Annotated in this window: 20 protein-coding genes; 11 read left to right on the forward strand and 9 right to left on the reverse strand. The window is 35.1% G+C overall.

Translation table 11 applies throughout. The features are described from left to right. Nucleotides 1-22: 22 nt before the first annotated feature. Nucleotides 23-592, reverse strand: a complete 570-nt coding sequence (locus ACFOWM_RS12985; protein ID WP_379710843.1) for a thymidine kinase — start codon at nt 590-592, stop codon at nt 23-25. Between the two features lie 120 nt (nt 593-712). Between ACFOWM_RS12985 and ACFOWM_RS12990 the strand changes: the two genes are divergently transcribed. Continuing rightward, nucleotides 713-1525: a hypothetical protein gene (locus ACFOWM_RS12990; protein ID WP_379710845.1), complete on the forward strand. Its 813-nt coding sequence runs from the start codon at nt 713-715 to the stop codon at nt 1523-1525. Here ACFOWM_RS12990 and ACFOWM_RS12995 read toward each other — a convergent pair. Beyond that, complete coding sequence (locus ACFOWM_RS12995; RefSeq protein WP_379710847.1) at nt 1498-2754, reverse strand: 3-deoxy-D-manno-octulosonic acid transferase; 1257 nt, start codon at nt 2752-2754, stop codon at nt 1498-1500. The two genes, ACFOWM_RS12990 and ACFOWM_RS12995, sit on opposite strands and share 28 nt — an antisense overlap. A gap of 115 nt (nt 2755-2869) precedes the next feature. Here ACFOWM_RS12995 and ACFOWM_RS13000 point away from each other — a divergent pair, with 115 nt between their 5' ends. The 9 genes from ACFOWM_RS13000 to ACFOWM_RS13040 all read left to right on the forward strand — a co-directional run bounded on the left by ACFOWM_RS13000 (nt 2870) and on the right by ACFOWM_RS13040 (nt 12100). Beyond that, on the forward strand, nt 2870-4006 hold the full coding sequence (locus ACFOWM_RS13000) for a DegT/DnrJ/EryC1/StrS family aminotransferase (protein ID WP_379710849.1): 1137 nt from the start codon (nt 2870-2872) through the stop codon (nt 4004-4006). 6 nt (nt 4007-4012) lie between these two features. Next, complete coding sequence (locus ACFOWM_RS13005) at nt 4013-5362, forward strand: UDP-glucose dehydrogenase family protein (protein ID WP_379710851.1); 1350 nt, start codon at nt 4013-4015, stop codon at nt 5360-5362. Between the two features lie 12 nt (nt 5363-5374). Next, the gene (locus tag ACFOWM_RS13010) at nt 5375-6352 is read left to right on the forward strand and encodes a UDP-glucuronic acid decarboxylase family protein (protein ID WP_379710853.1); all 978 of its coding nucleotides are present in this window, start codon (nt 5375-5377) and stop codon (nt 6350-6352) included. Nucleotides 6353-6370: 18 nt separating this feature from the next. Beyond that, a complete protein-coding gene (locus ACFOWM_RS13015; RefSeq protein ID WP_379710855.1) occupies nt 6371-7660 on the forward strand; it encodes a nucleotide sugar dehydrogenase in 1290 nt (429 codons plus the stop codon). Between the two features lie 19 nt (nt 7661-7679). Then, nucleotides 7680-8672 (forward strand): SDR family oxidoreductase, encoded by a 993-nt coding sequence (locus ACFOWM_RS13020; RefSeq protein WP_379710857.1) that lies wholly within the window; start codon nt 7680-7682, stop codon nt 8670-8672. A 13-nt stretch (nt 8673-8685) separates the two neighbouring features. Further along, nucleotides 8686-9234, forward strand: coding sequence for a dTDP-4-dehydrorhamnose 3,5-epimerase (gene rfbC, locus ACFOWM_RS13025; RefSeq protein WP_379710859.1), 549 nt, complete (start codon nt 8686-8688; stop codon nt 9232-9234). A gap of 9 nt (nt 9235-9243) precedes the next feature. Next, on the forward strand, nt 9244-10104 hold the full coding sequence (rfbD, locus tag ACFOWM_RS13030) for a dTDP-4-dehydrorhamnose reductase (RefSeq protein ID WP_379710861.1): 861 nt from the start codon (nt 9244-9246) through the stop codon (nt 10102-10104). A gap of 41 nt (nt 10105-10145) precedes the next feature. Further along, nucleotides 10146-11324, forward strand: a complete 1179-nt coding sequence (locus ACFOWM_RS13035) for a THUMP domain-containing class I SAM-dependent RNA methyltransferase (protein WP_379710863.1) — start codon at nt 10146-10148, stop codon at nt 11322-11324. Nucleotides 11325-11452: 128 nt separating this feature from the next. After that, nucleotides 11453-12100, forward strand: a complete 648-nt coding sequence (locus ACFOWM_RS13040) for an energy transducer TonB (protein WP_379710865.1) — start codon at nt 11453-11455, stop codon at nt 12098-12100. Between the two features lie 74 nt (nt 12101-12174). On the opposite strand, the gene ACFOWM_RS13045 is transcribed toward ACFOWM_RS13040, so the two are convergent. The 3 genes from ACFOWM_RS13045 to ACFOWM_RS13055 form a co-directional block, all read right to left on the reverse strand. Beyond that, nucleotides 12175-13404, reverse strand: a complete 1230-nt coding sequence (locus ACFOWM_RS13045; RefSeq protein WP_379710867.1) for an isocitrate dehydrogenase (NADP(+)) — start codon at nt 13402-13404, stop codon at nt 12175-12177. Nucleotides 13405-13446: 42 nt separating this feature from the next. Continuing rightward, complete coding sequence (gene icd / locus ACFOWM_RS13050; RefSeq protein WP_379710869.1) at nt 13447-14757, reverse strand: NADP-dependent isocitrate dehydrogenase; 1311 nt, start codon at nt 14755-14757, stop codon at nt 13447-13449. Nucleotides 14758-14915: 158 nt separating this feature from the next. Continuing rightward, nucleotides 14916-15368, reverse strand: a complete 453-nt coding sequence (locus ACFOWM_RS13055; protein WP_379710871.1) for a GNAT family N-acetyltransferase — start codon at nt 15366-15368, stop codon at nt 14916-14918. Between the two features lie 80 nt (nt 15369-15448). Here ACFOWM_RS13055 and ACFOWM_RS13060 point away from each other — a divergent pair, with 80 nt between their 5' ends. Beyond that, on the forward strand, nt 15449-15940 hold the full coding sequence (locus ACFOWM_RS13060) for a DinB family protein (protein ID WP_379710873.1): 492 nt from the start codon (nt 15449-15451) through the stop codon (nt 15938-15940). Nucleotides 15941-15949: 9 nt separating this feature from the next. Here the strand turns inward: ACFOWM_RS13060 and ACFOWM_RS13065 are convergent, their stop codons facing one another. The 4 genes from ACFOWM_RS13065 to ACFOWM_RS13080 all read right to left on the reverse strand — a co-directional run bounded on the left by ACFOWM_RS13065 (nt 15950) and on the right by ACFOWM_RS13080 (nt 22575). After that, nucleotides 15950-16693, reverse strand: a complete 744-nt coding sequence (locus tag ACFOWM_RS13065; protein ID WP_379710875.1) for a hypothetical protein — start codon at nt 16691-16693, stop codon at nt 15950-15952. Nucleotides 16694-16735: 42 nt separating this feature from the next. After that, nucleotides 16736-17863 carry a tRNA 2-thiouridine(34) synthase MnmA gene (gene mnmA / locus ACFOWM_RS13070; RefSeq protein ID WP_379710877.1) on the reverse strand — a complete coding sequence of 376 codons (1128 nt, stop codon included), beginning with the start codon at nt 17861-17863 and terminating at the stop codon, nt 16736-16738. Between the two features lie 52 nt (nt 17864-17915). Beyond that, nucleotides 17916-19343, reverse strand: a complete 1428-nt coding sequence (locus ACFOWM_RS13075) for a TolC family protein (protein ID WP_379710879.1) — start codon at nt 19341-19343, stop codon at nt 17916-17918. A 76-nt stretch (nt 19344-19419) separates the two neighbouring features. Next, nucleotides 19420-22575 carry an efflux RND transporter permease subunit gene (locus ACFOWM_RS13080; RefSeq protein WP_379710881.1) on the reverse strand — a complete coding sequence of 1052 codons (3156 nt, stop codon included), beginning with the start codon at nt 22573-22575 and terminating at the stop codon, nt 19420-19422. Nucleotides 22576-22593: the final 18 nt, after the last annotated feature.

Consider the following 22593-nt stretch of genomic DNA (forward strand, 5'->3'; position numbering starts at 1 on the left):
AATTGTGGGCTTCGTTTTTTAATTATGCAGGCAGTTGAGCACATTCTCTGCAACGTGGCTCATAAATATCTTTTTCACCAAGTAGCACTTGGCCGCCAGTTGCAATTTTACGGTATGATATACTTGCCATGCCACCGCAACGCATACAAACGGCATGCAGCTTGGTGATATAATCCGCCACGGCAAGTAGGTTAGGCATTTGGCCAAATGGTTTTCCTAAATAATCCATATCTAAACCAGCCACTATAACCCTTATGCCTTTTAAAGCTAACTGTTCACATACATAAGCAATTTCTTCATCAAAAAACTGGGCTTCATCTATACCCACAACATCAACATCTTGTGCCATTAATAAAATACTATGTGCATTTTCAACGGGTGTGCTGTGTATACTATTGGTATCATGACTAACAATATTTACTTCATCATAGCGTACATCAATAGCAGGTTTAAAAATTTCAGCTTTTAAATTGGCTATCTTAACTCTTTTTAATCTACGAATAAGCTCTTCTGTTTTACCACTAAACATACTACCACAAATCACTTCAATCCAACCTTTTCTTTCTCCCTTTAAATTAGGTTCTATAAACATTCTTACTTTTTTTTGATAGTGTTGCGTAACTTTAACGCAGTATTGCAAAGATTAGGAATATAATCGAAGCAAATAAAAAATTATTTTATTGTTTAAGCTTCAAAAATAAAAAAATTGCAAATGGATAGAGTGGAAACATTGAGCAACCTTTTAGCTTCAAAACTGCAGCACAATGCCTCTATAAATGAGTTGTTGAATATTGTAAAAATGTTAGAGTCAGAGTTATTGCATTTAAAAACAATAACGCCGCCAACAATGACAAACGCAAGGAGTACAGCCATTCATATTGCAAAACACAATAACCCCACTCCTTTAAAAGCAACACCCAACGAAGCTACAGCCGTTGAAGAAAAAACAGTAGTAATGCTACAGGTTGATGAAGCTGAAGTTGAGGCTGAATTAGAAGAAATAAAAAAAATAGCGGAAGAGCGTAACCATTTAATTTATCAAAATAAACCTGTACAAACATTTGATGTGTTAGATGAAATTCCGACCATGGTAAACAGACAATCAGCTACACCAGTTGCTACTGCTATTGAAACAACAATGCCTTTACCTACGGCAAAGCCAGTTGCTTTAAATACTGATGATGTACCTAAAAAAGAAATTAACGAGGTAATACCTACCAACAATACTTCCTTAAACGATGTTTTAAAATCAACCCAACATGAGCTCAGTGATAGTTTAAAAGATGCACCAGTAAAAGATTTAAAAAAAGCCATCGGCATCAACGACAGGTTTAGGTTTTTAAATGAATTATTTAGGGGTGATGAGGCTATGTACGAACGCAGTATTAAAACCATCAATAATTTCGCCATTTACCCAGAAGCAGAATATTGGATAAGAAGAGAATTAAAACTGAAACTCGGTTGGAGCGATCAAAACGATACCGTACAACAATTTGATCAATTGGTTAAAAGGCGTTTTGCATAAATATGCGACATAATTTTTTCTGTAGCACCTTTATTTTGTAACACATAAGCTTTATTAACATTACAAGCCTTATCGTATGTGTTAGTATTAATGAGTAAATCATTTAAAGTATTTTCAAGCTCAAGGGCTGTTTCAACACTAAAAGCGCCTTTTTGTTGCACCAATGCCAATGCCTCAGAAAATTTGTGATACTCCGGTCCAAATACTACAGGCATACCATACACAGCCGCTTCTAAAATATTATGAATGCCACTATCATTAAAGCCCCCACCAATGTAAGCAATAGTGGCTATTTTATATAGTGATGCTAACATGCCAATATTATCAATCACCAACACTTGAGCGGTAACATCATGTTGTTTGAGCGTTGTGTAAAAAACTGCCTGTGGCAATATTTTTTTTATTGAAAATAAATGCTCCTCGTCAATTTCATGTGGTGCAATAATAAATTTTATGTGGGGGTGTTGTACTATAAAATGTTTTAAAACTTCTTCATCATCTTCCCAAGTACTGCCTGCCACTATCACTGTACTATTTGCACAAAATTGTATCACCAACTCAGGCAGCGAATGAGTGGTAGCCGCAACAGCCACTACCCTATCAAACCTTGTATCGCCTGCTAATACTACATTTTGAGCCAATTTAATTTCAGTTAAAAGCTCAATTGATGAAGCATTTTGTACAAAAATGGTTTCAAAACTTTGCAGTACTTTTTTCCATAAACCACCGTACCATTTAAAAAATGGCTGACTAGCCCTAAAAACTGCTGATACCAACAATACAGGAACCCCTGTTGTTTTTAAAGTAGTGAGGTAATAATACCAATACTCATACTTTACCCAAATTACCAATGCAGGTTGTACAATTTCAAGAAAACGTTGGGCATTTCGTTTACCATCCATTGGCAAGTAAAAAACCCCATCTGCCTGCGGATAATGCTTTCTAATTTCATACCCACTTGGCGAAAAAAAAGTAAGTAAAATTTTATGTAAAGGATAATCTTTTTTTAAGGCCTCAATAACGGGGCGCCCTTGCTCAAATTCGCCCAAACTTGCACAGTGTACCCATATAATATTACTATCAGCTGGTAGTTCGTTACGCCATACTTGAAGTTTATTGAAAATATTTTTTCTTCCTTCAAGCCATAAAGTAGCCTTTGTACTTTTAAAACTTGCAATACGTACACCTAATTGGTACAACGCAATAAATAAATTATAAAAAAACAGCATCAATAACAAATTGGTTACAGCAAAAGTAAAGGCAAATATTGGCTTAAACCAATTGTTGAGGGGTGGTACATTCAGTGAGCAATAATTGTATCTTTGCAGCCGCAAAAAAGCATGTATGAAGCAATTACAAATGGTAGATACAAAATCACAGTATCTTAAAATAAAAACAGAAGTAGATGCAGCAGTAATTGCTGTAATGGAAAGTTCTCGATTTATTGGGGGCGATGTAGTGAACGGTTTTGCCAATAATTTGGGTACATACCATCAATCAAAACATGTAATTCCTTGTGCAAATGGTACTGATGCTTTACAAATTGCCATGATGGCCCTAGGTTTACAACCTGGCGATGAAGTAATAACACCCTCTTTTACTTACATAGCTACTGTTGAAGTAGCTGCTTTACTTCGCATTAAACCTGTGTTTGTTGAAGTGGATCAAAAAACTTTTTGTATTGACCCTATTGCGGTTGAAAAAGCAATAACACCTAAAACCAAAGCAATTGTTCCTGTTCATTTATACGGCCATGCGGCTGATATGGAAGCCATCATGAAAATTGCAGCTAAACATAACTTATTTGTAATTGAAGATAATGCCCAAGGGATAGGGAATGATTACACTTTTTCTGATGGAACCGTTAAAAAAACAGGCAGTATTGGTCATATTGGTTGTACTTCTTTTTACCCTTCAAAAAACTTAGGTGCTTTTGGTGATGGTGGTGCTATTTTTACAAATGATGATGCACTAGCTGTACAATTGAAAATGATTGCATCTCACGGACAAAGCCGTCAATATTATCATGATGTTGTTGGTTGTAACTCACGTTTAGATGCAATGCAAGCAGCAATTTTAGACATTAAGCTCAAACATTTAGATGAATATATTGCAGCAAGAAGAAAAGCTGCAGACTTTTATGATAAGGCATTTGCCAACAACCCAAAAATTGAAGTACCATTTAGAGCTACCAATAATAACCATGTGTTTCATCAATATACTTTAATATTACATGATACTGATAGAGATGCACTGAATAAATATTTAGCTGAACATGATATACCGTCAATGATTTATTACCCAGTGCCAGCTCATAAACAAAAAATGTTCGACATTTTTGAAGATAACCACTACGAACTACCTATTACCGATTGGCTCACAAAAAGGGTAATTTCATTACCGATGCATACGGAGCTTGATGAAGAACAACAAACATTCATTGCACAGCATGTAATTGAATTCATAAATAAACAAGCATAATTTTATATGAAAATTGCAGTTATAGGTACGGGTTATGTTGGTTTGGTTACAGGCACCTGCTTTGCTGAAACAGGTAATGTAGTTACTTGCGTAGATGTTGATCAACAAAAAATAAATAAACTCAACGCTGGTGAAATAACGATTTATGAACCAGGGTTAGAAAAACTATTTTTAAGAAACCAAAAAGAAGGTCGTTTAAAATTTACCCAATCATTGGCGGATGCTATTGTAGATGCTCAAATTATTTTTTTAGCACTACCAACTCCGCCAGGTGCTGATGGTGCAGCAGATTTAAAATATATTTTAGGAGTAGCTAATGATTTAGGCAAACTATTAAACCCAAACAACTATGTAGTAATAGTTGATAAAAGCACCGTACCAGTGGGCACAGCTGATAAAGTTCATAATGCAATTGTAGCAAGTGCAACAATACACCAAGCAGGTAAAAATATTGAGCACTGCTTTGATGTTGTGAGCAATCCAGAATTTTTACGTGAAGGTGTTGCTGTAGATGATTTTATGAAGCCTGATAGGGTTGTTATTGGCACTACAGCACCTAAAGCTATAAAAGTGATGAACGATTTGTACACTCCTTTTGTACGCCAAGGAAACCCTTTAATTTTTATGGATGAAAAATCAGCAGAATTAACCAAATACGCAGCCAATGCTTTTTTAGCCGTTAAAATTAGTTTCATGAACGAAATAGCTCAAATGTGTGAGCGTTTAGGGGCCGATGTTGATATGGTACGTAAAGGTATTGGTAGTGATGATAGAATTGGAAAACGATTTCTTTTCCCTGGTATTGGTTATGGTGGTAGCTGCTTCCCTAAAGATGTACAAGCTTTGGCTAAAACAGCCGATGATATCAACTACGATTTTAAAATATTAGATGCTGTAATGGATGTAAATGCAATGCAAAAATTACATCTCATTCCTAAAATAAAAAAATACTTTAATAACAATTTAAAAGGAAAGCATTTTGCTTTGTGGGGTTTAGCTTTTAAGCCAAATACTGATGATGTGAGAGAAGCACCAGCTTATTATATGATAGATGCACTACTTGCGGAAGGTGCAACAATTGCTGTGTTTGATCCCGAAGCTATCAATAACACCATTAGTGTTTATGGCAATAAAATTGTGTACGCAAATAACCAATATGAAGCACTTTTTAATGCTGATGCTCTATTAATAGCAACAGAGTGGAACGAATTTAGAACTCCTGATTTTGAAAAAATTAGTAGTGCCTTAAAAAATAAATTAATATTTGATGGTCGCAATGTGTTTGATCCAGCGCAAATGCAAGAGTTGGGCTACCATTATGAAAGTATTGGTCGTAAAATAATTTCAAATAAATAAAACATTATTTAGTTGCAAAAAAGAATACTCATAACAGGTGCTGCTGGTTTTTTAGGATCACATTTAAGTGATCGCTTTATTAACGAAGGTTATCATGTAATAGGCATGGATAATCTTATAACTGGCGATTTAAAAAACATTGAACATTTATTCAAATTACCTCAATTTGAATTTTATCATCACGATGTTTCTAAGTTTATTCATGTAACTGGGCATCTTGATTATATTTTGCATTTTGCTTCACCAGCAAGTCCAATCGATTATTTAAAAATACCTATTCAAACATTAAAAGTAGGTTCATTAGGTACGCATAACTGTTTGGGATTAGCCAAAGCAAAAAATGCCAGAATTTTAGTAGCAAGTACCAGTGAAGTATATGGCGACCCATTAGTGCATCCACAAACTGAAAATTATTGGGGTAATGTAAACCCCGTAGGGCCAAGGGGGGTGTACGATGAAGCCAAACGCTTTCAAGAAGCTATTACCATGGCCTACCATACTTTTCACCAAGTACAAACAAGAATTGTACGCATTTTCAATACCTACGGCCCTCGTATGAGGCTTAATGATGGAAGGGCATTACCTGCATTTATTGGTCAAGCATTACGTGGTGAAGATTTAACAGTATTTGGTGATGGTAGCCAAACCAGAAGTTTTTGTTACGTAGATGATTTGGTAGAAGGCATTTATAGGTTACTGATGAGCGACTGTGCCGAACCAGTAAATATTGGTAACCCAGATGAAATTTCTTTAAAAGATTTTGCGGAAGAAATAATTCAACTTACGGGTACACAACAAAAAATAGTATATAAACCTTTACCAGCTGATGATCCTAAACAACGCCAGCCAGATATCAGCAAGGCGAAAGCGTTACTTAATTGGGGACCAAAAGTAAATAGAGCCGAGGGCTTAAAAATAACCTATAACTATTTTAAACAGTTACCTGCTTCTGAGTTACATAAACTCCCAAAAGATTTTATTAACAAATAATCATTCATTCAACATTTAATGTACCAGCAATTAATTAATAAAGAACAAAAATTAGCCGTTATTGGCTTAGGCTATGTAGGTTTACCTATTGCACTTGAGTTTGCTAAAAAAATAAAAGTAATTGGTTTCGATATTAACGCAGATAGAGTTGCGTTGATGCAACAAAAAATTGATCCCAGCAAAGAATTAGAAAGTAGTGCATTTGATGGTTGCGATATTGAATTTACGAATGATTTAGAAGTATTAAAACAAGCAACCTTTTTTATAGTTGCTGTACCAACCCCTGTTGACGAACATAATGTGCCCGATTTAAAACCTGTTATTAGAGCAAGCGAAACAATCGGTAAAGTTATCAAAAAAGGTGATTACGTAGTGTATGAAAGTACTGTATACCCAGGCTGTACTGAAGAAGATTGCGTACCAGTAATTGAAAAACTATCTGGCTTAAAAATGGTGACTGATTATAAAATTGGTTACTCACCAGAGCGTATTAACCCAGGCGATAAAGAACATACCATTACTACCATTACAAAAGTGGTAAGTGGTTGTTGCGATGAAAGTTTAGATGTTATTGCAAAAGTTTATGAATTGGTAGTTAAAGCAGGTGTACACAGAGCATCATCCATAAAAGTTGCTGAAGCAGCTAAAATTATTGAAAACACCCAACGTGATTTAAACATTGCGTTAATGAACGAACTATCTATCATTTTTGATAGAATGAATATTAACACATTTGAAGTACTAGAAGCTGCTGGTACCAAATGGAATTTCTTACGTTTTCAACCAGGCTTAGTAGGTGGCCACTGCATTGGTGTTGACCCATACTATCTAACTTATAAATCAAAAGAATTAGGTTATGATAGCCAAGTTATTTTAGCCGGAAGAAATATTAATGATGGTATGGCTGGTTATGTTGCAAAAAAAGTATTACAACACATTATTCAGCATACCGCAAACGTTAAAGATGCTAGAGTGCTAATAATGGGTGCTACATTTAAAGAAAATGTAAGCGATATACGTAACAGTAAAGTAGCAGATGTTGTGAAAGAACTACAATCTTTCTCATTAAATGTTGATATTACTGATCCACATGCTAATAGTGATGAGTTAAAACATGAATATGGTTTTTCGCTTACACCCACTTTACAAAATCAATACGATGCCGTAATTGTAACCGTACCGCATGCTGATTATAAAAATTTAGATGATACATACTTTGCATCAATAACTAAAGACAATGCTTTAATTTTTGATTTAAAAGGTACTTATCGCAACAGTATAAAAAATAGAACATACAGAAGTTTATAAAAGTTTTAAACCTAACAGCATGAACACATTTCACGAAGGTGATTTAAGCAATACTTCATTTTTGGTTACCGGTGGTGGCGGTTTTATTGGTAGCCATATTGCAGCATATCTTTTACAACATGGCGCTAAAAAAGTAAGGGTTCTTGATAATATGGTAAATGGTTTTGAAACCAACTTAGCTATTTTAAAACAATACCCTGCTTTTGAATTTATACAAGGCGATATAAGAGATGCAGCTGTTTGTAACCAAGCATGTGAAGGCATTGATTATGTAAGTCATCAAGCTGCTTTAGGTTCAGTACCACGATCAATTATAGAACCAATTTATTTCAATGAAGTAAATGTTGGCGGTTTTGTAAATATGCTGAAAGCAGCAGTTGATAATGGGGTAAAACAATTTGTTTATGCTTCATCATCATCAGTGTATGGCGATGAGCCTACGCTCCCTAAAGTTGAATCAAAAATTGGTAACTGTTTATCACCCTACGCAGCTACAAAAAAAACAAATGAATTGTACGCTCAAATTTTTGCTGATGTATATGGTTTAAAAATAATGGGCTTTAGGTATTTTAATATTTTTGGACCTCGGCAAGACCCAGACGGGGCTTATGCAGCCGTAATTCCACTTTTTGTAAAAGGTATGATGAAACAATTACCCGTTTACATTAATGGCGATGGTGAACAAACCAGGGATTTTACTTACGTTGATAATGCTGTGCAAATTAATGTAAAAGGCATGCTCACTAAAAATGAAGCAGCGTTAAACAAAGTATATAATGTAGCGGTAGGTGAAAATTTTTCAGTTAACTATTTATATCAAATTTGTAAAGATAGCCTACAAAGCAATTGGGAAGCAACTTATCGTGAACCAAGAGTTGGTGATATTAGAAACTCATTAGCGGATATTTCAGCAGCTCAACAATTACTTGGTTACCAACCTACCAAAAGATTTGAAGATGGCCTAAAAGAAACCATTACATTTTTTAAAAACAAATACAGCGAAGCTGAGTAAAATAAAAAAGTATATGCCTTTTGCAAAAACAGACTTTGAAGGACTATTGATTTTTGAACCGAAAGTATTTGAAGATAATAGAGGTTATTTTTTTGAAAGTTATAATTACAATACTTGTAAAGCTGATGGGGTTGACATAAATTTTGTACAAGATAATCAAGCTAGCTCTGAGTATGGTGTAATTAGAGGGTTGCATTACCAACTTGAACCTCATGCTCAAACTAAGTTTGTAAGGGTACTCAGTGGTACTATTTTAGATGTAGTGGTCGATCTAAGAAAAGCTTCAGCCACCTATGGTAAGTCTTTTTCAATTGAATTATCTGCTGAAAATAAAAAACAATTTTTAGTTCCAAAAGGTTTTGCACATGGTTACGCTGTTTTAAGTAAAACGGCAGAAGTATTGTACAAATGTGATGCATACTACAATAAAGAAACTGAAGCTGGTATCATATATAATGACCCACATTTAAATATTGATTGGAAAATACCAACTGATAAAGCCATTATTTCTGATAAAGATTTAAACCAACCATTTTTCAAAGATTGTAAAAACAATTTTTAAATTATTTTTATGGCAATTACTATTTTAGTTACAGGTGCTAATGGACAATTAGGTAATGCAATACAACAAGTGGCGGCAACCCTACCAGCCAGTCAATATCAATTTGTATTTACCAATAGCAGTTCATTAAACATAACAAATGAAATAGCCATACAACAAATATTTTCTAACCAACATTTTGATTACTGCATCAACTGTGCAGCTTATACTGCTGTTGATAAAGCTGAAACGGAAAAAGCCAATGCCTTGGCCACAAATGCAACAGCCGTTAAATTTTTAGCACAAGCATGCCATCAACATCAAACCAAATTAATTCATATTTCAACGGATTATGTTTTTGATGGTACCGCTACAACACCTTATAAAACTGATGCAAACACTAACCCGATTAATTATTATGGACAAACAAAATTGTTGGGTGAACAATTAGCTTTTCAAGAAAACGAAGCTACCATCATTATTAGAACAGCATGGGTATATAGTTTACATGGCAACAACTTTGTAAAAACAATGCTACGCTTAATGAATGAAAAAGAAAGTATTGGTGTAGTACATGATCAACAAGGTACGCCTACCTATGCTCCAGATTTAGCAGCTGCCATAGTACACATTATTACAACACAATTATTTAAGCCGGGTATTTACCACTTTACTAATAATGGTAATACCACATGGTTTGGTTTTGCACAAGCAATTGCTAACCATATTCAAACAACTTGTATTGTAAATGCTATTAATACCAGCCAATTTCCTACTCCTGCAAAAAGACCAGCCTATTCTATTTTAGATGTAGCAAGTTTTGAAAAAACATTTCAATATAATATACCGCAATGGCAACATAGCTTAACAACTTGTTTAAGCCATTTATAAATCACCTACATTTTACTAATTAAGTTTGGTATTTTTGCTTTGTGCAAATATTCAACATTACCAGTCGTATAATAGTTACTTGTAGCAACAGACTATCCATTTATTTAGAAAAAGAAATTACAGCTTTAGGCTATACTCCAGTACGTGTATTTAAAACAGGTGTGGAATTACAGGGCAATATGCAAGATTGTATTCGGTTAAATGCACACCTTCGCTGTGCCAGCCAAGTGTTATTTTCTATAAATGAATTTAAAGCTTTTAATGCTGATGACTTATACAAAACTTTGGTAACAATGGAATGGGAAACCATTATTCCTGCCGATGGTTACTTCTCAATAAGTAGCAATGTAAGCAACGAAACCATTACCAATAATTTATTTGCAAACGTAAAAGTAAAAGATGCAATAGCTGATAGGTTTAGAGAAAAAACTGGCAGTCGCCCAGATTCTGGTGCTTTATTAAATGGCGCTGTCATTCATCTTTACTGGAAAGAAAGTATTGCAGAAATTTTTATTGATACTTCAGGTGAAACTTTATCGAAACATGGATATCGAAAAATACCTGGCAAAGCACCTATGCTTGAATCGTTGGCCGCAGCAGTAATTTATGCCAGCAATTGGAACCGTGAAACACCTTTTGTAAACCCTATGTGTGGCTCGGGCACACTTGCAATTGAAGCTGCCCTTATAGCTACCAATAGAGTACCAGGCTTGTACAGAAATAACTATGCATTTATGCACCTAGTTGGGTATAATGAGCAGCAATACGATGCCGTTGTAAAAGAAATTGAAGCACAGGTAATAGAAAATCCCTCATTAAAAATTTATGCGTCTGATATTAGTGAAGATGCTATAAACGTTACTACCATAAATGCAGGTATCGCTGGTGTGGAAGATATGATTGTTACCGCATGTTGCGACTTTCAAGATGCTACTATACCTGCTGTTGAAAACAGTGTTATATTTTTTAACCCTGAGTATGGTGATCGTTTGGGAGTGGAAGAAGCCTTACAAACTACTTATGCTTTAATGGGCGACTTTTTAAAGAAAAAATGTAAAGGATACACAGGCTATATTTTTACAGGAAATTTAGAACTAGCCAAAAAAATAGGTTTAAAACCAAAACGCAGAATTGAATTCTACACCAGTAAAATTGATTGTCGCTTATTTGAGTACGAATTATATGCTGGTACAAGAGATGCTAAAAAATTAGCTGTATAATTTCTACAAAATGTGCAAAGCATTTCCCCATTTTTAAAATTATATGTTTAAAATCGTTGATTTAAGACAAATAATTATAAAGGCATCATGTTTGGTTATAGGTACTTACTTAAACTAAAACATTTTTTATGGAACACATTACTTTTCCAACAAAACTCTTCAGTGGTATTGCTATTGTTGCAGCTATAACTGTGAGTGCATGTACATCAAACGACTACAAAACAAATGAAACACCTGTGGCCACTGCTGATACTAGTATGCCTACCAATAAGGTTGATGAAATGGCGCAGCCAATGCCCAACAATGCTGATACTTCAAAAGTAGCAACATCAGACGGAACTGTTGCTATTGCAAAACCCAACCCAGCTAAAAAGGGTTTAAAAGGAAAAGCTAGCATTAATGAAGCTGATATTGACATGAAAGGTGGTACTACCACTGATAACATGCCTGATGCAAATGGTATATACAAAAAAGTAGATTACATACCTTCGTTCCCAGGTGGTTATAAAGGCATGCAAGCCTTTTTCGATAAAAATTTAGAGTATCCTACTGATGCTGCTGACCAAGGTGTTGAAGCAACAGTAAGAATAGGTTTTACCATTGATGAAAATGGTAAGTTGATAAACCCTAAAATTGTAGGCGAAAACAATGGCTATGGTTTAGAGCAAGAAGCTTTAAGAGTAGTAAATAAAATGCCTACTTGGGTACCAGGTAAAATAAAAGGCAAACCTGTTAAAACCTACTTTACATTACCAGTACGTTTTGAATTATATTAATAACACAAAAGTATTTGCATAAAAAAAGAGGAAGACATTTGCTTCCTCTTTTTTTTATAACTTCATAATAGCCTTTACGCCATTTTCTTTTTTAAATTTTCGTCAATAGCATCTAAAAACTCCTCTGTATATAAGTAGTGGGTACCATGTTCTACTTTATTACCATGTATACATACTGCTAAGTCTTTGGTCATTTTACCACTTTCAACAGTTTCAATACATACAGCTTCTAAATGGTTACAAAAATCAATTAAAGGTTGGTTATTATCTAACTTACCTCTAAATGCCAACCCTCTTGTCCATGCAAAAATCGATGCAATTGGGTTGGTAGATGTTGGTTTACCTTTTTGGTGATCTCTATAGTGACGAGTAACGGTACCATGTGCAGCTTCTGATTCCATTGTTTTTCCATCTGGCGTAACCAATACTGATGTCATTAAACCTAAGCTACCAAAGCCTTGTGCAACGGTATCGCTTTGTACATCACCATCATAATTTTTACAAGCCCAAACAAAATTGCCATTCCATTTTAAAGCACTAGCTACCATGTCATCAATTAAACGATGCTCATAAGTAATACCAGCCGCTTCAAATGCAGCTTTAAATTCGTTGCTGTATACTTCTTCAAAAATATCTTTAAAACGACCATCGTATTTTTTTAAGATGGTATTTTTAGTTGATAAATACAAAGGCCATTTTTTGGCTAATGCCATATTCATACAACTTCTTGCAAAGCCATAAATACTTTCATCTGTATTGTACATGCTCATTGCAACACCATCACCTTTAAAGTTGAACACTTCAAACACTTGTGGTTCACCACCATCTTCTGGTATAAAGGTCATGGTTAATTTTCCTTTGCCTTTTATTACCGTATCAGTTGCACGGTATTGATCACCAAAAGCATGGCGGCCAACAATAATGGGAGCCGTCCAATTGGTTACCAAACGAGGTACATTTTGCATTACAATAGGTTCACGAAAAACAGTACCATCTAAAATATTACGAATAGTGCCATTAGGGCTTTTCCACATTTGCTTTAAACCAAACTCTTGTACACGTTGTTCATCTGGGGTAATTGTAGCACATTTAATACCCACACCACAAGCTTTAATAGCATTTGCTGCATCAATAGTTACTTGGTCGTTGGTTGCATCTCTATACTCCATACCTAAATCATAGTATTGAATAGGCACTTCTAAATATGGAAGTATCAATTTATCCTTAATAAACTTCCATATAATTCTGGTCATTTCATCACCGTCTAATTCAACAACGGGGTTATCTACTTTAATTTTTGCCATGTTTGTTTTATTTATGATTCGTATAAATTTTTATATGCAGTATTATAAACTACTGCTTTGTTTTAATTGTACCTCTTCGGTAACAATGCCCATATTATCTATAATTTCTTTACCAAATTCACTTGTTTTAAGTAAGGTAGCGCCACTCATTAAGCTGTAAAAATCTATCGTTACACGTTTACGCATAATGGTAGCTTGCAATGCAGAGGTAATTAAATCAGCCGCTTCTTTCCAACCCATATATTCTAACATCATACAACCACTTAATATTACTGATGATGGGTTCATACTATCTGTACCAGCAAATTTTGGGGCAGTACCATGGGTGGCTTCAAACACCGCATAACCTGTTTTATAATTAATATTGGCACCTGGTGCAATACCAATACCACCTACTTCTGCAGCCAATGCATCACTAATATAGTCGCCATTTAAATTTAATGTTGCTACTACTGAATAATCTTTTGGTGCAATTAAAATTTGTTGTAAAAAGTTATCGGCAATAACATCTTTCACCAGTAATTTACCCTCGTGCAATGCCTTGCGTTGTACTTCGTTGGCATGTGCTTCACCATGCTGTTTCTTTAATTGATCCCACTCATCCCAAGTGAATGTTTTATCACCAAACTCTTCTCTAGCCACTTCGTAACCCCAGGTTTTAAAACCACCTTCAGTATACTTCATAATATTACCTTTGTGCACCAAAGTAACAGAAGGCAAATTATTTTCTAACGCAAATTTAATAGCAGCTCGTACCAATCTTTTTGAACCTTGACTACTTACGGGTTTTACTCCATAGCTACTATCGCCTACAAAACGAATATTTTTTACGCCCATCTCTTCCACCAAAAACTTTTCAAATTTTTGAGCTTCGGGGCTGCCGGCTTTCCACTCAATACCAGCATAAATATCTTCTGTGTTTTCTCTAAAAATAGTCATATCAACCTGCTCAGGGTGCACCACTGGCGATGGTACACCTTTGAACCATTTAACAGGACGAACACATGCATACAAATCTAAATCTTGCCTCATGGCTACATTTAAACTACGTATACCACCACCAATTGGAGTAGTTAATGGGCCTTTTATGGATACGATATATTCTTTAGCAATCTGTAATGTTTCTGCCGGCAACCACTCCCCTGTTTGCTTGAAAGCTTTTTCACCAGCCAACATTTCTTTCCACTCAATGGCACGTTTACCATTATAAGCTTTTGCTATAGCTGCATCAAATACTTGTTGTGCTACTTTCCAAATATCCGGACCAATACCATCTCCTTCAATAAATGGAACAATTACATGATCAGGAACGAGTAATTTGCCATCGGCACCCATTGTTATTTTTTCTGCCATTGTATTCTTTTTTTACAAGCTATTGCAGCCTTGGGGAGCAGCGTTGTGTCACTCACTTCAACAGTATAGCTTTATTGAGCTTTTTTTGTGTTGCAAAAGTAACAACATTTACCCTTTTATATGCTTTGAAATAAAAGTAAAATTCAACAATTTACTCCCTATAAATTGATGGCTGCGTTGAGCCAACCAGCATCAAATTGAACCCCATCGTACTTCTTATAAAAATTAATTGCAGGGGTATTCCAATCGAGTACTTGCCATACTACACCGCTGTATTGTCTTTTACGAGCTTCTGCTAACAAGGCATCAAACAGTTGCTTACCAATTTGTTGCCCCCTCATTTGTTCTGTTACAATAAAATCTTCCAAATACATACGTTGCCCTTTCCAAGTGCTATAACGTACGTACCACAATGCAAAACCAATAACTGCACCATCAACCTCTGCTACAAATGCTTCCCATACGGGCTTTTCACCAAAACCACTTTCTTCAAAATGTGCTAAAGTAACGGTTACTGCATGTGGCTCCTTCTCATAAATTGCTAATTCTTTTATAAGCCCCATCATTGCAGCACAATCATGTTGCAATGCTTTACGTATCAAAACCTCCATATTCTTTTTTTATTGAAAGTAAAACAAAATCAATAACCAAGCATTAAGTTTACCTTTACTATATATTAAAATTGTAGGCAATGAAAAAACTATTTGTACAGTACGCAGCGTATAATTTATGGGCCAACCAACGTATTACTGAAGCCATCAATAACCTTACTGATGATCAAATAAATACACCTGCTAAAAGTAGTTTTGCTGATATACATAAAACCGTATTGCATTTATGGGCAGTTGAAAATGTTTGGTGGCAGCGCCTTAAACTAATTGAAAGAGAAGTATGGGTAGGCGAAGATTTTGAAGGCAGCATTATGGAACTTACCAACAATTTATTGCAACAAAGCAAACAATGGAAAGAATGGGTAGATGTGGCTACTGAAGCAGCTTTACAACATGAATTTATTTATAAAAACAGCAAAAAAGACCAGTTTAAGCAACCCGTTTACGAAATGCTGGTACATTTATTTAACCACCAAACGTACCACAGAGGGCAATTGGTAACACTCATGCGACAAACAGGCGAAACCATAATACCTAATACCGATTTGATTGCTTTTTTGAGAAAGAAATAAAATCAATTTTTAATTATAATCAACCACAGTGAGGGTTACACCGTAACCAATAAAACCACCAAAAGCAAGTTGGTACTCAAAATGTTGAAACTTTTTGTATACCAAGCCAATACCTTTTGCATAAATTTCTTGTGAGTAATCTTTAGAGGCAATACTGGTTGGGTTGCTTACACCTGGGCCAGGAAAAACAATCGGCAAGTTTAATGAATCATCTCTTTGATTTACCGTAAGGGTATTATTAAAGTTAAAATTACCTATACGTTTGGCTTCGCCAACATTGGTGTAGGTATAATTCCAATCAAATAAATATTGTAACTCAGTACCCAAAGAGGTTACATCAATAGCTGAATTTCCTTTCCATGCAAAATCGTTACGAATGGGTTGTACTAGTTTTAAAAAGCGTAAGTTATTTTCAGTAAACTCAAATGTATTACCTGTATTTACTGATACAAAAGTATTATCGGGTGTAAAAGTACCGTTTGGTAAATTACGTATAGAACGTACAATTCTAAATGCTTTTCTTCCTAAAATATCAGTAAACGAATCAGCAGTTGCATACCTTACTTCATAAAAACGGTGTGCTTCTGTTGCACCAAAATTTACATATACCAATGAATCAATAAAGTACGTAATATATTTCCCTGCCTTTAGTGGCGCATAATCACTAATAGGTGTAATCTGTACTTGTGCCGTTTCTTTTTTACAAGCTGCAAACATCATCACACAAAAAAGTGCTGCTAATACTGTTTTCATACATTAAATATACTAAATTATTTTACAGTAAAATATGGCTTACTATTTTGAAAAAGTGATTGTTTCAGTATCTCTTTGAATAACGCCACCGCCAATAACATCATTACCTTCATAAAATACGGCACTTTGGCCAGGTGCTACACCTTTTACGTTTTCAAAAAAACGAACTGATATACCCTTATCGCTTGCAAAAAGTTGGCTCAAAGCACCTTTATCTTTATACCTTATTTTTGTTACAGCTTCCATACCATCGGTAACGCCATCGTATTTCATCCAGTTAATGCCCGTAACATTCATGGTGGTTTGGTTTAAATCGGCCTCATCACCCAAAACAACGGTATTGCTTTCTGGTAAAATTTTGGTTACGAATGCAGGTTTTCCCAAAGCAATATCTAAGCCCTTACGTTGCCCTACTGTATAAAAAGGATAGCCTTTATGTTGCCCTAAAATATTGCCTTTTGTATCAACAAAATTACCACCGGCTACTTTTTCTTCTAGCCCATCAACACGGCGTTTTAAAAAACCTCGGTAATCATTATCAGGCACAAAACAAATTTCATAGCTTTCGTTTTTCTTAGCAAGCTCTGGGTAACCGAAATCATGTGCCATTTGCCTAATTTCAGTTTTGTGGTAGGTACCTAAAGGCAATAATGTACGCTTTAGTAAATCTTGCTGAAGCCCCCATAATGCATAGCTTTGGTCTTTGGTATCATCTAAACCTTTGCTAATAAAATACCTTCCATTGGTATGTTGGTGCACTTGAGCATAATGGCCAGTTGCAATAAAATCGCAGTTCATAGCATCCGCTCTTTTTAAGAGGGCACGCCATTTAATATGCGTATTACACATTACACATGGGTTGGGTGTACGACCAGCAATATATTCGTCAACAAAATTTTCGATTACAAAATCGCCAAATTCTTCTCTAATATCTAAAATAAAATGCGGAAAACCGTGTTGTACAGCAGCTTGTCTGGCATCATTAAAACTATCTAAATTACAACAACCTGTTTCTTTTTTTCCTTTACCAGTATCGCCACCACTAGTGGCATAATCCCATGTTTTCATAGTGATGCCTACTACTTCGTAACCTTGCTTGTGCAGCATTAAAGCAGCTACGGTACTATCAATACCACCACTCATAGCCATCAAAACTTTTCCTTTACTCATATTGCAAAATTACAATAACAGTAGGAGTAATATGTAATAGGTTTGTTAGAATTTATTGCCAACCACCGCCCAAAGCTTTATAAAGGTTTGTTACCGCCTTTAATTGTTCTTTTTTTACAGCAATTAGTTCCATTTTAGCGGCCATTGCATCTCGTTGTACCGTTAAAACTTCCAAATAATTGGCTTTAGCGTATTTAAATAGTTCACTAGCAATGGTTATCGATTGGGTTAATGTATTGACTTCCTTTGTTTTAAATTCAAATTGTTGTTGCAAATTATTAATATTTGATAGTTCATTTTTTACTTCAACAAAACCATTTAAAATTTGTTTTTGGTACTCGTACATCGCTTGAATTTGTACAGCATTAGCAGTACTAAATGCAGCTTTCAAAGCATTTCTATTAATAATAGGTGCAGCTACATCTGTACCAAAATTATATAACACTGAAGCTGGCAGTTTCGTTAAATACCTAGGTTTAAATGCTTGTAAACCTAATGCGGCTGTGATGTTTACTGAAGGATAAAATTCTAATTTGGCTACTTGTAATTCAAATTGAGTAGCCTTTAACTCCAAAGCAGCTTGCCGAATATCAGGCCTGTTGTTAAGCAATTGGGCAGGTACTCCTTCATTAACCAAAGTTGGTATTTGATTCATAAAGTTTGCTGTTGCTCTAGTTATTGATTGCGGATAACGACCTAATAAAAAATTCAACTTATTTTCAGCTACAGTAATATTTTGTTGAACTTCAAAAGCTTGACTTTCAGCATTATAAACCTGCGCCTCAAATTGCTTTACTGCCAACTCTGTTACTACAGCAGCTTCCTTTTGAACTTTTAATACTTCAAGCTCATTTTTTTGTAATTGAATAGCTTCTTTGATTATAGCCAATTGGTTATCGAGGCCTAATAATTCGTAATAAGTATTTGCTACTTCTGCTACCAAATTTGTTACTACAAAATTTTTACCTTCAACTGTTGCTAAATATTGAGCCAAGGCCGCTTTTTTGGCTGTGTGTAATTTACCCCATACATCTAACTCCCAACTTGTTTGTAGGCTAAAATTAAAATCAGTTAAATTATCAGGTACTTCTTTGCCAGGTGTAATTTCAGTTGAAGCATCGCCTGCACCTTGTGATGTATAACGCCCTACTTTTTCCACACCAGCACCACCGCCAATATTAATGTTGGGCAACAAAGCACTTTTACGAATGAGTACATTACTTTTTGCGATTTCAATATTTTGCAAAGCAATACCAATATCTACATTATTTTTTAATGCAGTATCTATTAATGCAACCAAGCATGTATCATTAAAAAATTGATGCCATTGAATAAGAGCACTGTTGGTACTATCTGTTTGATTTGCAAATGTTGCTGGGGCTGGTTTTATTGAGGTTGACTGTACCGCTTTGGGTACAGTACAACTTAAATAAAAAATGGTTATTGGTATAAACAAACAACCTATTCTAAAAATTTTCATTTGTATTAATTTGAAAAATGATTTAAGTATTTTTTAAAAAAATTAAACACAGTGGTGGTTGCAATAACCCTCTTGTTTACATTGACTCAGTTAATGGATTTTCGGTTTCGTTATCAACTAACTTTTTTTTGGCTGCCATACTACCAAATATGTAGTATAACCCTGGAACCATTAACACACCTAAAACGGTACCTAAAAGCATACCGCCTGCCGCAGCTGAACCTATGGTACGGTTACCCAAAGCACCCGGACCAGTTGCTAACATTAATGGTATTAAACCTGCTATAAAAGCGAATGAGGTCATTAAAATAGGACGTAAACGTATGGCAGCTCCCTCAATAGTGGCATTTAAAATACTAGCACCTTCTGCATGTTTTTGCACCGCAAACTCAACAATTAAAACAGCATTTTTTGCCAACAAACCAATGAGCATTACCATTGATATTTGAGCGAATATGTTATTTTCTAAACCAAAAAGTTTCAAGAACAAAAAGGCCCCCAAAATACCTGTTGGTAGTGATAATAAAATAGGTAAAGGCAAAATAAAACTTTCGTATTGTGCAGCAAGTAACAAGTAAACAAATGCCAAACAAATTAAAAAGATGTACAACGCTTGGTTGCCTTGGCCTACTTCATCTTTTGAAATACCAGCCCAATCAATTCCAAAACCTCTTGGCAATTTTTGTTGTGCTACCTCAGTAACAGCTGCAATTGCAGCACCACTACTATACCCAGGCGCAGCACCACCGCTTACTTCTGATGAGTTGTACATATTATGACGTGTTATTTCTGACAAACCATAAACCTTATCCATAGTCATAAATGCAGAAAACGGAATCATTTCATCTTTATCATTTTTTACATATAGTTTTAAAACATCATCTGGCAAAGCTCTATACTGTGGTAGGGCTTGCACCATCACTTTATATTGGCGATCATATTTAATAAAATTGGTTTCGTAATTACTCCCAATTAAAGTTGATAAGGTATTCATCGCATTATCGATAGTAATACCTTTTTGTTGTGCTTTATCATTATCTATATTGAGCATGTATTGCGGAAAGCTGGCACTATAAAATGTAAATACCGAACTTAATTCAGGTCGCTTGTTGAGCTCAGCTACAAAGTCTTTACTTACGGTTTCCATTCTTTTATAATCGCCACTACCTGCCTTATCAAGTAACCTAAGCTCAAACCCACCAGCAGCACCGTAACCAGGCACTGCAGGTGGCGGAAAAAATTCAATAGTAGCTCCTTTAATATTCTTAGTTTTTTCTTCTAACTCATCCATAATTTGTTGCATGGAGTGTTTGCGTTCGTTCCAACTTTTTAAATTGATTAAACATGTACCTGTATTAGCACCTGTACCTTCTGATAAAATTTCGTACCCTGCTAATGATGATACAGATTGTACCCCATCAATACCGCTTGCAATTTTTTGTACCTGCGATGCCACATCATCAGTACGCTCTAATGTAGAGCCAGGAGGTGTTAAAATAATTGCATAAAAAACGCCTTGATCTTCATTTGGAATAAAACCAGCTGGTACATTTTTATTGAGTATCCATGTAAAAAAACAAAATGCAATTAATGCTACAAACGTTACAATGCGCCTGGTAACTACTTTTGTTAAAAGGTTTTTATAACGCCCCATCAACTTATTAAAAGCGTTATTGAATGCAGCAATAAATGAGTTGATTATGGATGATTTTTTATTTGTACCATGTGTATTTTTTAGCATACTAGCACATAAAGCAGGTGTGAGGGTTAAGGCAACAATACCCGATAATATAATAGACGTAGCCATGGTTACAGAAAATTGCCTATAAAATATACCTACGGGACCACTCATAAACGCTACCGGAATAAACACAGCTGCCATTACCAAAGTGATGGCTATAATAGCCCCACTTATTTCCTTCATAGCAATTTCAGTAGCTGTAGTAGCATTCACGTGTAATAATTCCATTTTTGCATGCACTGCTTCAACCACTACAATAGCATTATCTACCACAATACCAATAGCTAATACCAAAGCAAAAAGTGTAATTAAATTGAGCGTTATACCAAAAAATTGCATGAATAAAAAAGTACCTACTAATGATACTGGTACTGCAATAGCAGGTATTAGTGTAGAGCGCCAATCACCTAAAAAAACAAATACAACTAAGCCTACTAACAAAAACGCTTCTATGAGTGTATGTAAAACTTTTTCAATAGAGGCATCTAAAAACTTTGATACATCATAACTAATTTCATAATCCATCCCTTTAGGAAAAGTAGTTCCTTTTATTTCTGCCAAACGTTTTTTAATATTTTCAATTACAACACTGGCATTGCTACCATATGATTGTTTTATTACAATAGCGGCAGATGGTTTACCATTTAGTTTTGAATATAAATCGTAGTACGAACTTCCAAACTCTACATCAGCAACATCTTTCACTCTAAGTAATTGCCCATCGGCCGTTGATTTTAAGATGATGTTTTCATACCCTTCTTTTGTAGTAAAACGGCCAGGATATTTTAATACATATTCAAATGCTTGCGATTGCTTGCCGGAGCTTTCGCCGGTTCTACCAGGTGAGGCTTCTAAACTTTGTTCATCCAGCGCTTTTAGCACCTCATCGGCAGATACTTTGTAGGCCATCATTCTATCGGGCTTCAGCCAAATACGCATGGCATACTCTCTATTACCTAAAATATCAGCAAAGCCAACACCATCAACTCTTTTAAGTTCTGATAACAAATTAATATCAGCAAAGTTGTATAAAAATTTTTCGTCGAGGGTACTATCTTTACTAAAGAGGTTAACATACATAAGCATGTTTGACTCTTCTCTTGTTATTTTAACGCCCTCCCTTACAACAATAGGTGGTAGTTTATTAATTACTGCCGCTACCCTATTTTGAATGTTAACGGAAGCAATATTAGGATCTGTACCTAAATTAAACACTACTTGAATTGTGGCCGTACCATCATTACCTGCATCAGACGTAATGTATTTAACCCCCGGAACACCATTAATAGCCCTTTCAAGAGGAATAACAACAGCTTTAATTAATAGTTCACCATTTGCTCCTGGGTACTCAGCATTAATATTTACTTTGGGTGGAGATACTGATGGGAACTGCGTTATAGGCAACTGCGTTAATGCCAAACCGCCAAGTAATGTAATAATCAATGATATTACTATTGATAATACAGGACGGTGTATAAATTTATTAAACATACATTCTTTTTTTTGAGT

This window comes from Ferruginibacter yonginensis (genome assembly GCF_042651465.1).
Lineage (GTDB): Bacteria > Bacteroidota > Bacteroidia > Chitinophagales > Chitinophagaceae > Ferruginibacter > Ferruginibacter yonginensis.

Bases quoted from the DNA above. Each gene is read 5' to 3' on its own strand.
- ACFOWM_RS12985 (WP_379710843.1), bottom strand. From the start codon at position 592: ATGTTTATAGAACCTAATTTAAAGGGAGAAAGAAAAGGTTGGATTGAA.
- ACFOWM_RS12990 (WP_379710845.1), top strand. From the start codon at position 713: ATGGATAGAGTGGAAACATTGAGCAACCTTTTAGCTTCAAAACTGCAG.
- ACFOWM_RS12995 (WP_379710847.1), bottom strand. From the start codon at position 2,754: ATGCTGTTTTTTTATAATTTATTTATTGCGTTGTACCAATTAGGTGTA.
- ACFOWM_RS13000 (WP_379710849.1), top strand. From the start codon at position 2,870: ATGAAGCAATTACAAATGGTAGATACAAAATCACAGTATCTTAAAATA.
- ACFOWM_RS13005 (WP_379710851.1), top strand. From the start codon at position 4,013: ATGAAAATTGCAGTTATAGGTACGGGTTATGTTGGTTTGGTTACAGGC.
- ACFOWM_RS13015 (WP_379710855.1), top strand. From the start codon at position 6,371: ATGTACCAGCAATTAATTAATAAAGAACAAAAATTAGCCGTTATTGGC.
- ACFOWM_RS13020 (WP_379710857.1), top strand. From the start codon at position 7,680: ATGAACACATTTCACGAAGGTGATTTAAGCAATACTTCATTTTTGGTT.
- rfbC (WP_379710859.1), top strand. From the start codon at position 8,686: ATGCCTTTTGCAAAAACAGACTTTGAAGGACTATTGATTTTTGAACCG.
- rfbD (WP_379710861.1), top strand. From the start codon at position 9,244: ATGGCAATTACTATTTTAGTTACAGGTGCTAATGGACAATTAGGTAAT.
- ACFOWM_RS13040 (WP_379710865.1), top strand. From the start codon at position 11,453: ATGGAACACATTACTTTTCCAACAAAACTCTTCAGTGGTATTGCTATT.
- ACFOWM_RS13045 (WP_379710867.1), bottom strand. From the start codon at position 13,404: ATGGCAAAAATTAAAGTAGATAACCCCGTTGTTGAATTAGACGGTGAT.
- icd (WP_379710869.1), bottom strand. From the start codon at position 14,757: ATGGCAGAAAAAATAACAATGGGTGCCGATGGCAAATTACTCGTTCCT.
- ACFOWM_RS13055 (WP_379710871.1), bottom strand. From the start codon at position 15,368: ATGGAGGTTTTGATACGTAAAGCATTGCAACATGATTGTGCTGCAATG.
- ACFOWM_RS13060 (WP_379710873.1), top strand. From the start codon at position 15,449: ATGAAAAAACTATTTGTACAGTACGCAGCGTATAATTTATGGGCCAAC.
- ACFOWM_RS13065 (WP_379710875.1), bottom strand. From the start codon at position 16,693: ATGAAAACAGTATTAGCAGCACTTTTTTGTGTGATGATGTTTGCAGCT.
- mnmA (WP_379710877.1), bottom strand. From the start codon at position 17,863: ATGAGTAAAGGAAAAGTTTTGATGGCTATGAGTGGTGGTATTGATAGT.
- ACFOWM_RS13075 (WP_379710879.1), bottom strand. From the start codon at position 19,343: ATGAAAATTTTTAGAATAGGTTGTTTGTTTATACCAATAACCATTTTT.
- ACFOWM_RS13080 (WP_379710881.1), bottom strand. From the start codon at position 22,575: ATGTTTAATAAATTTATACACCGTCCTGTATTATCAATAGTAATATCA.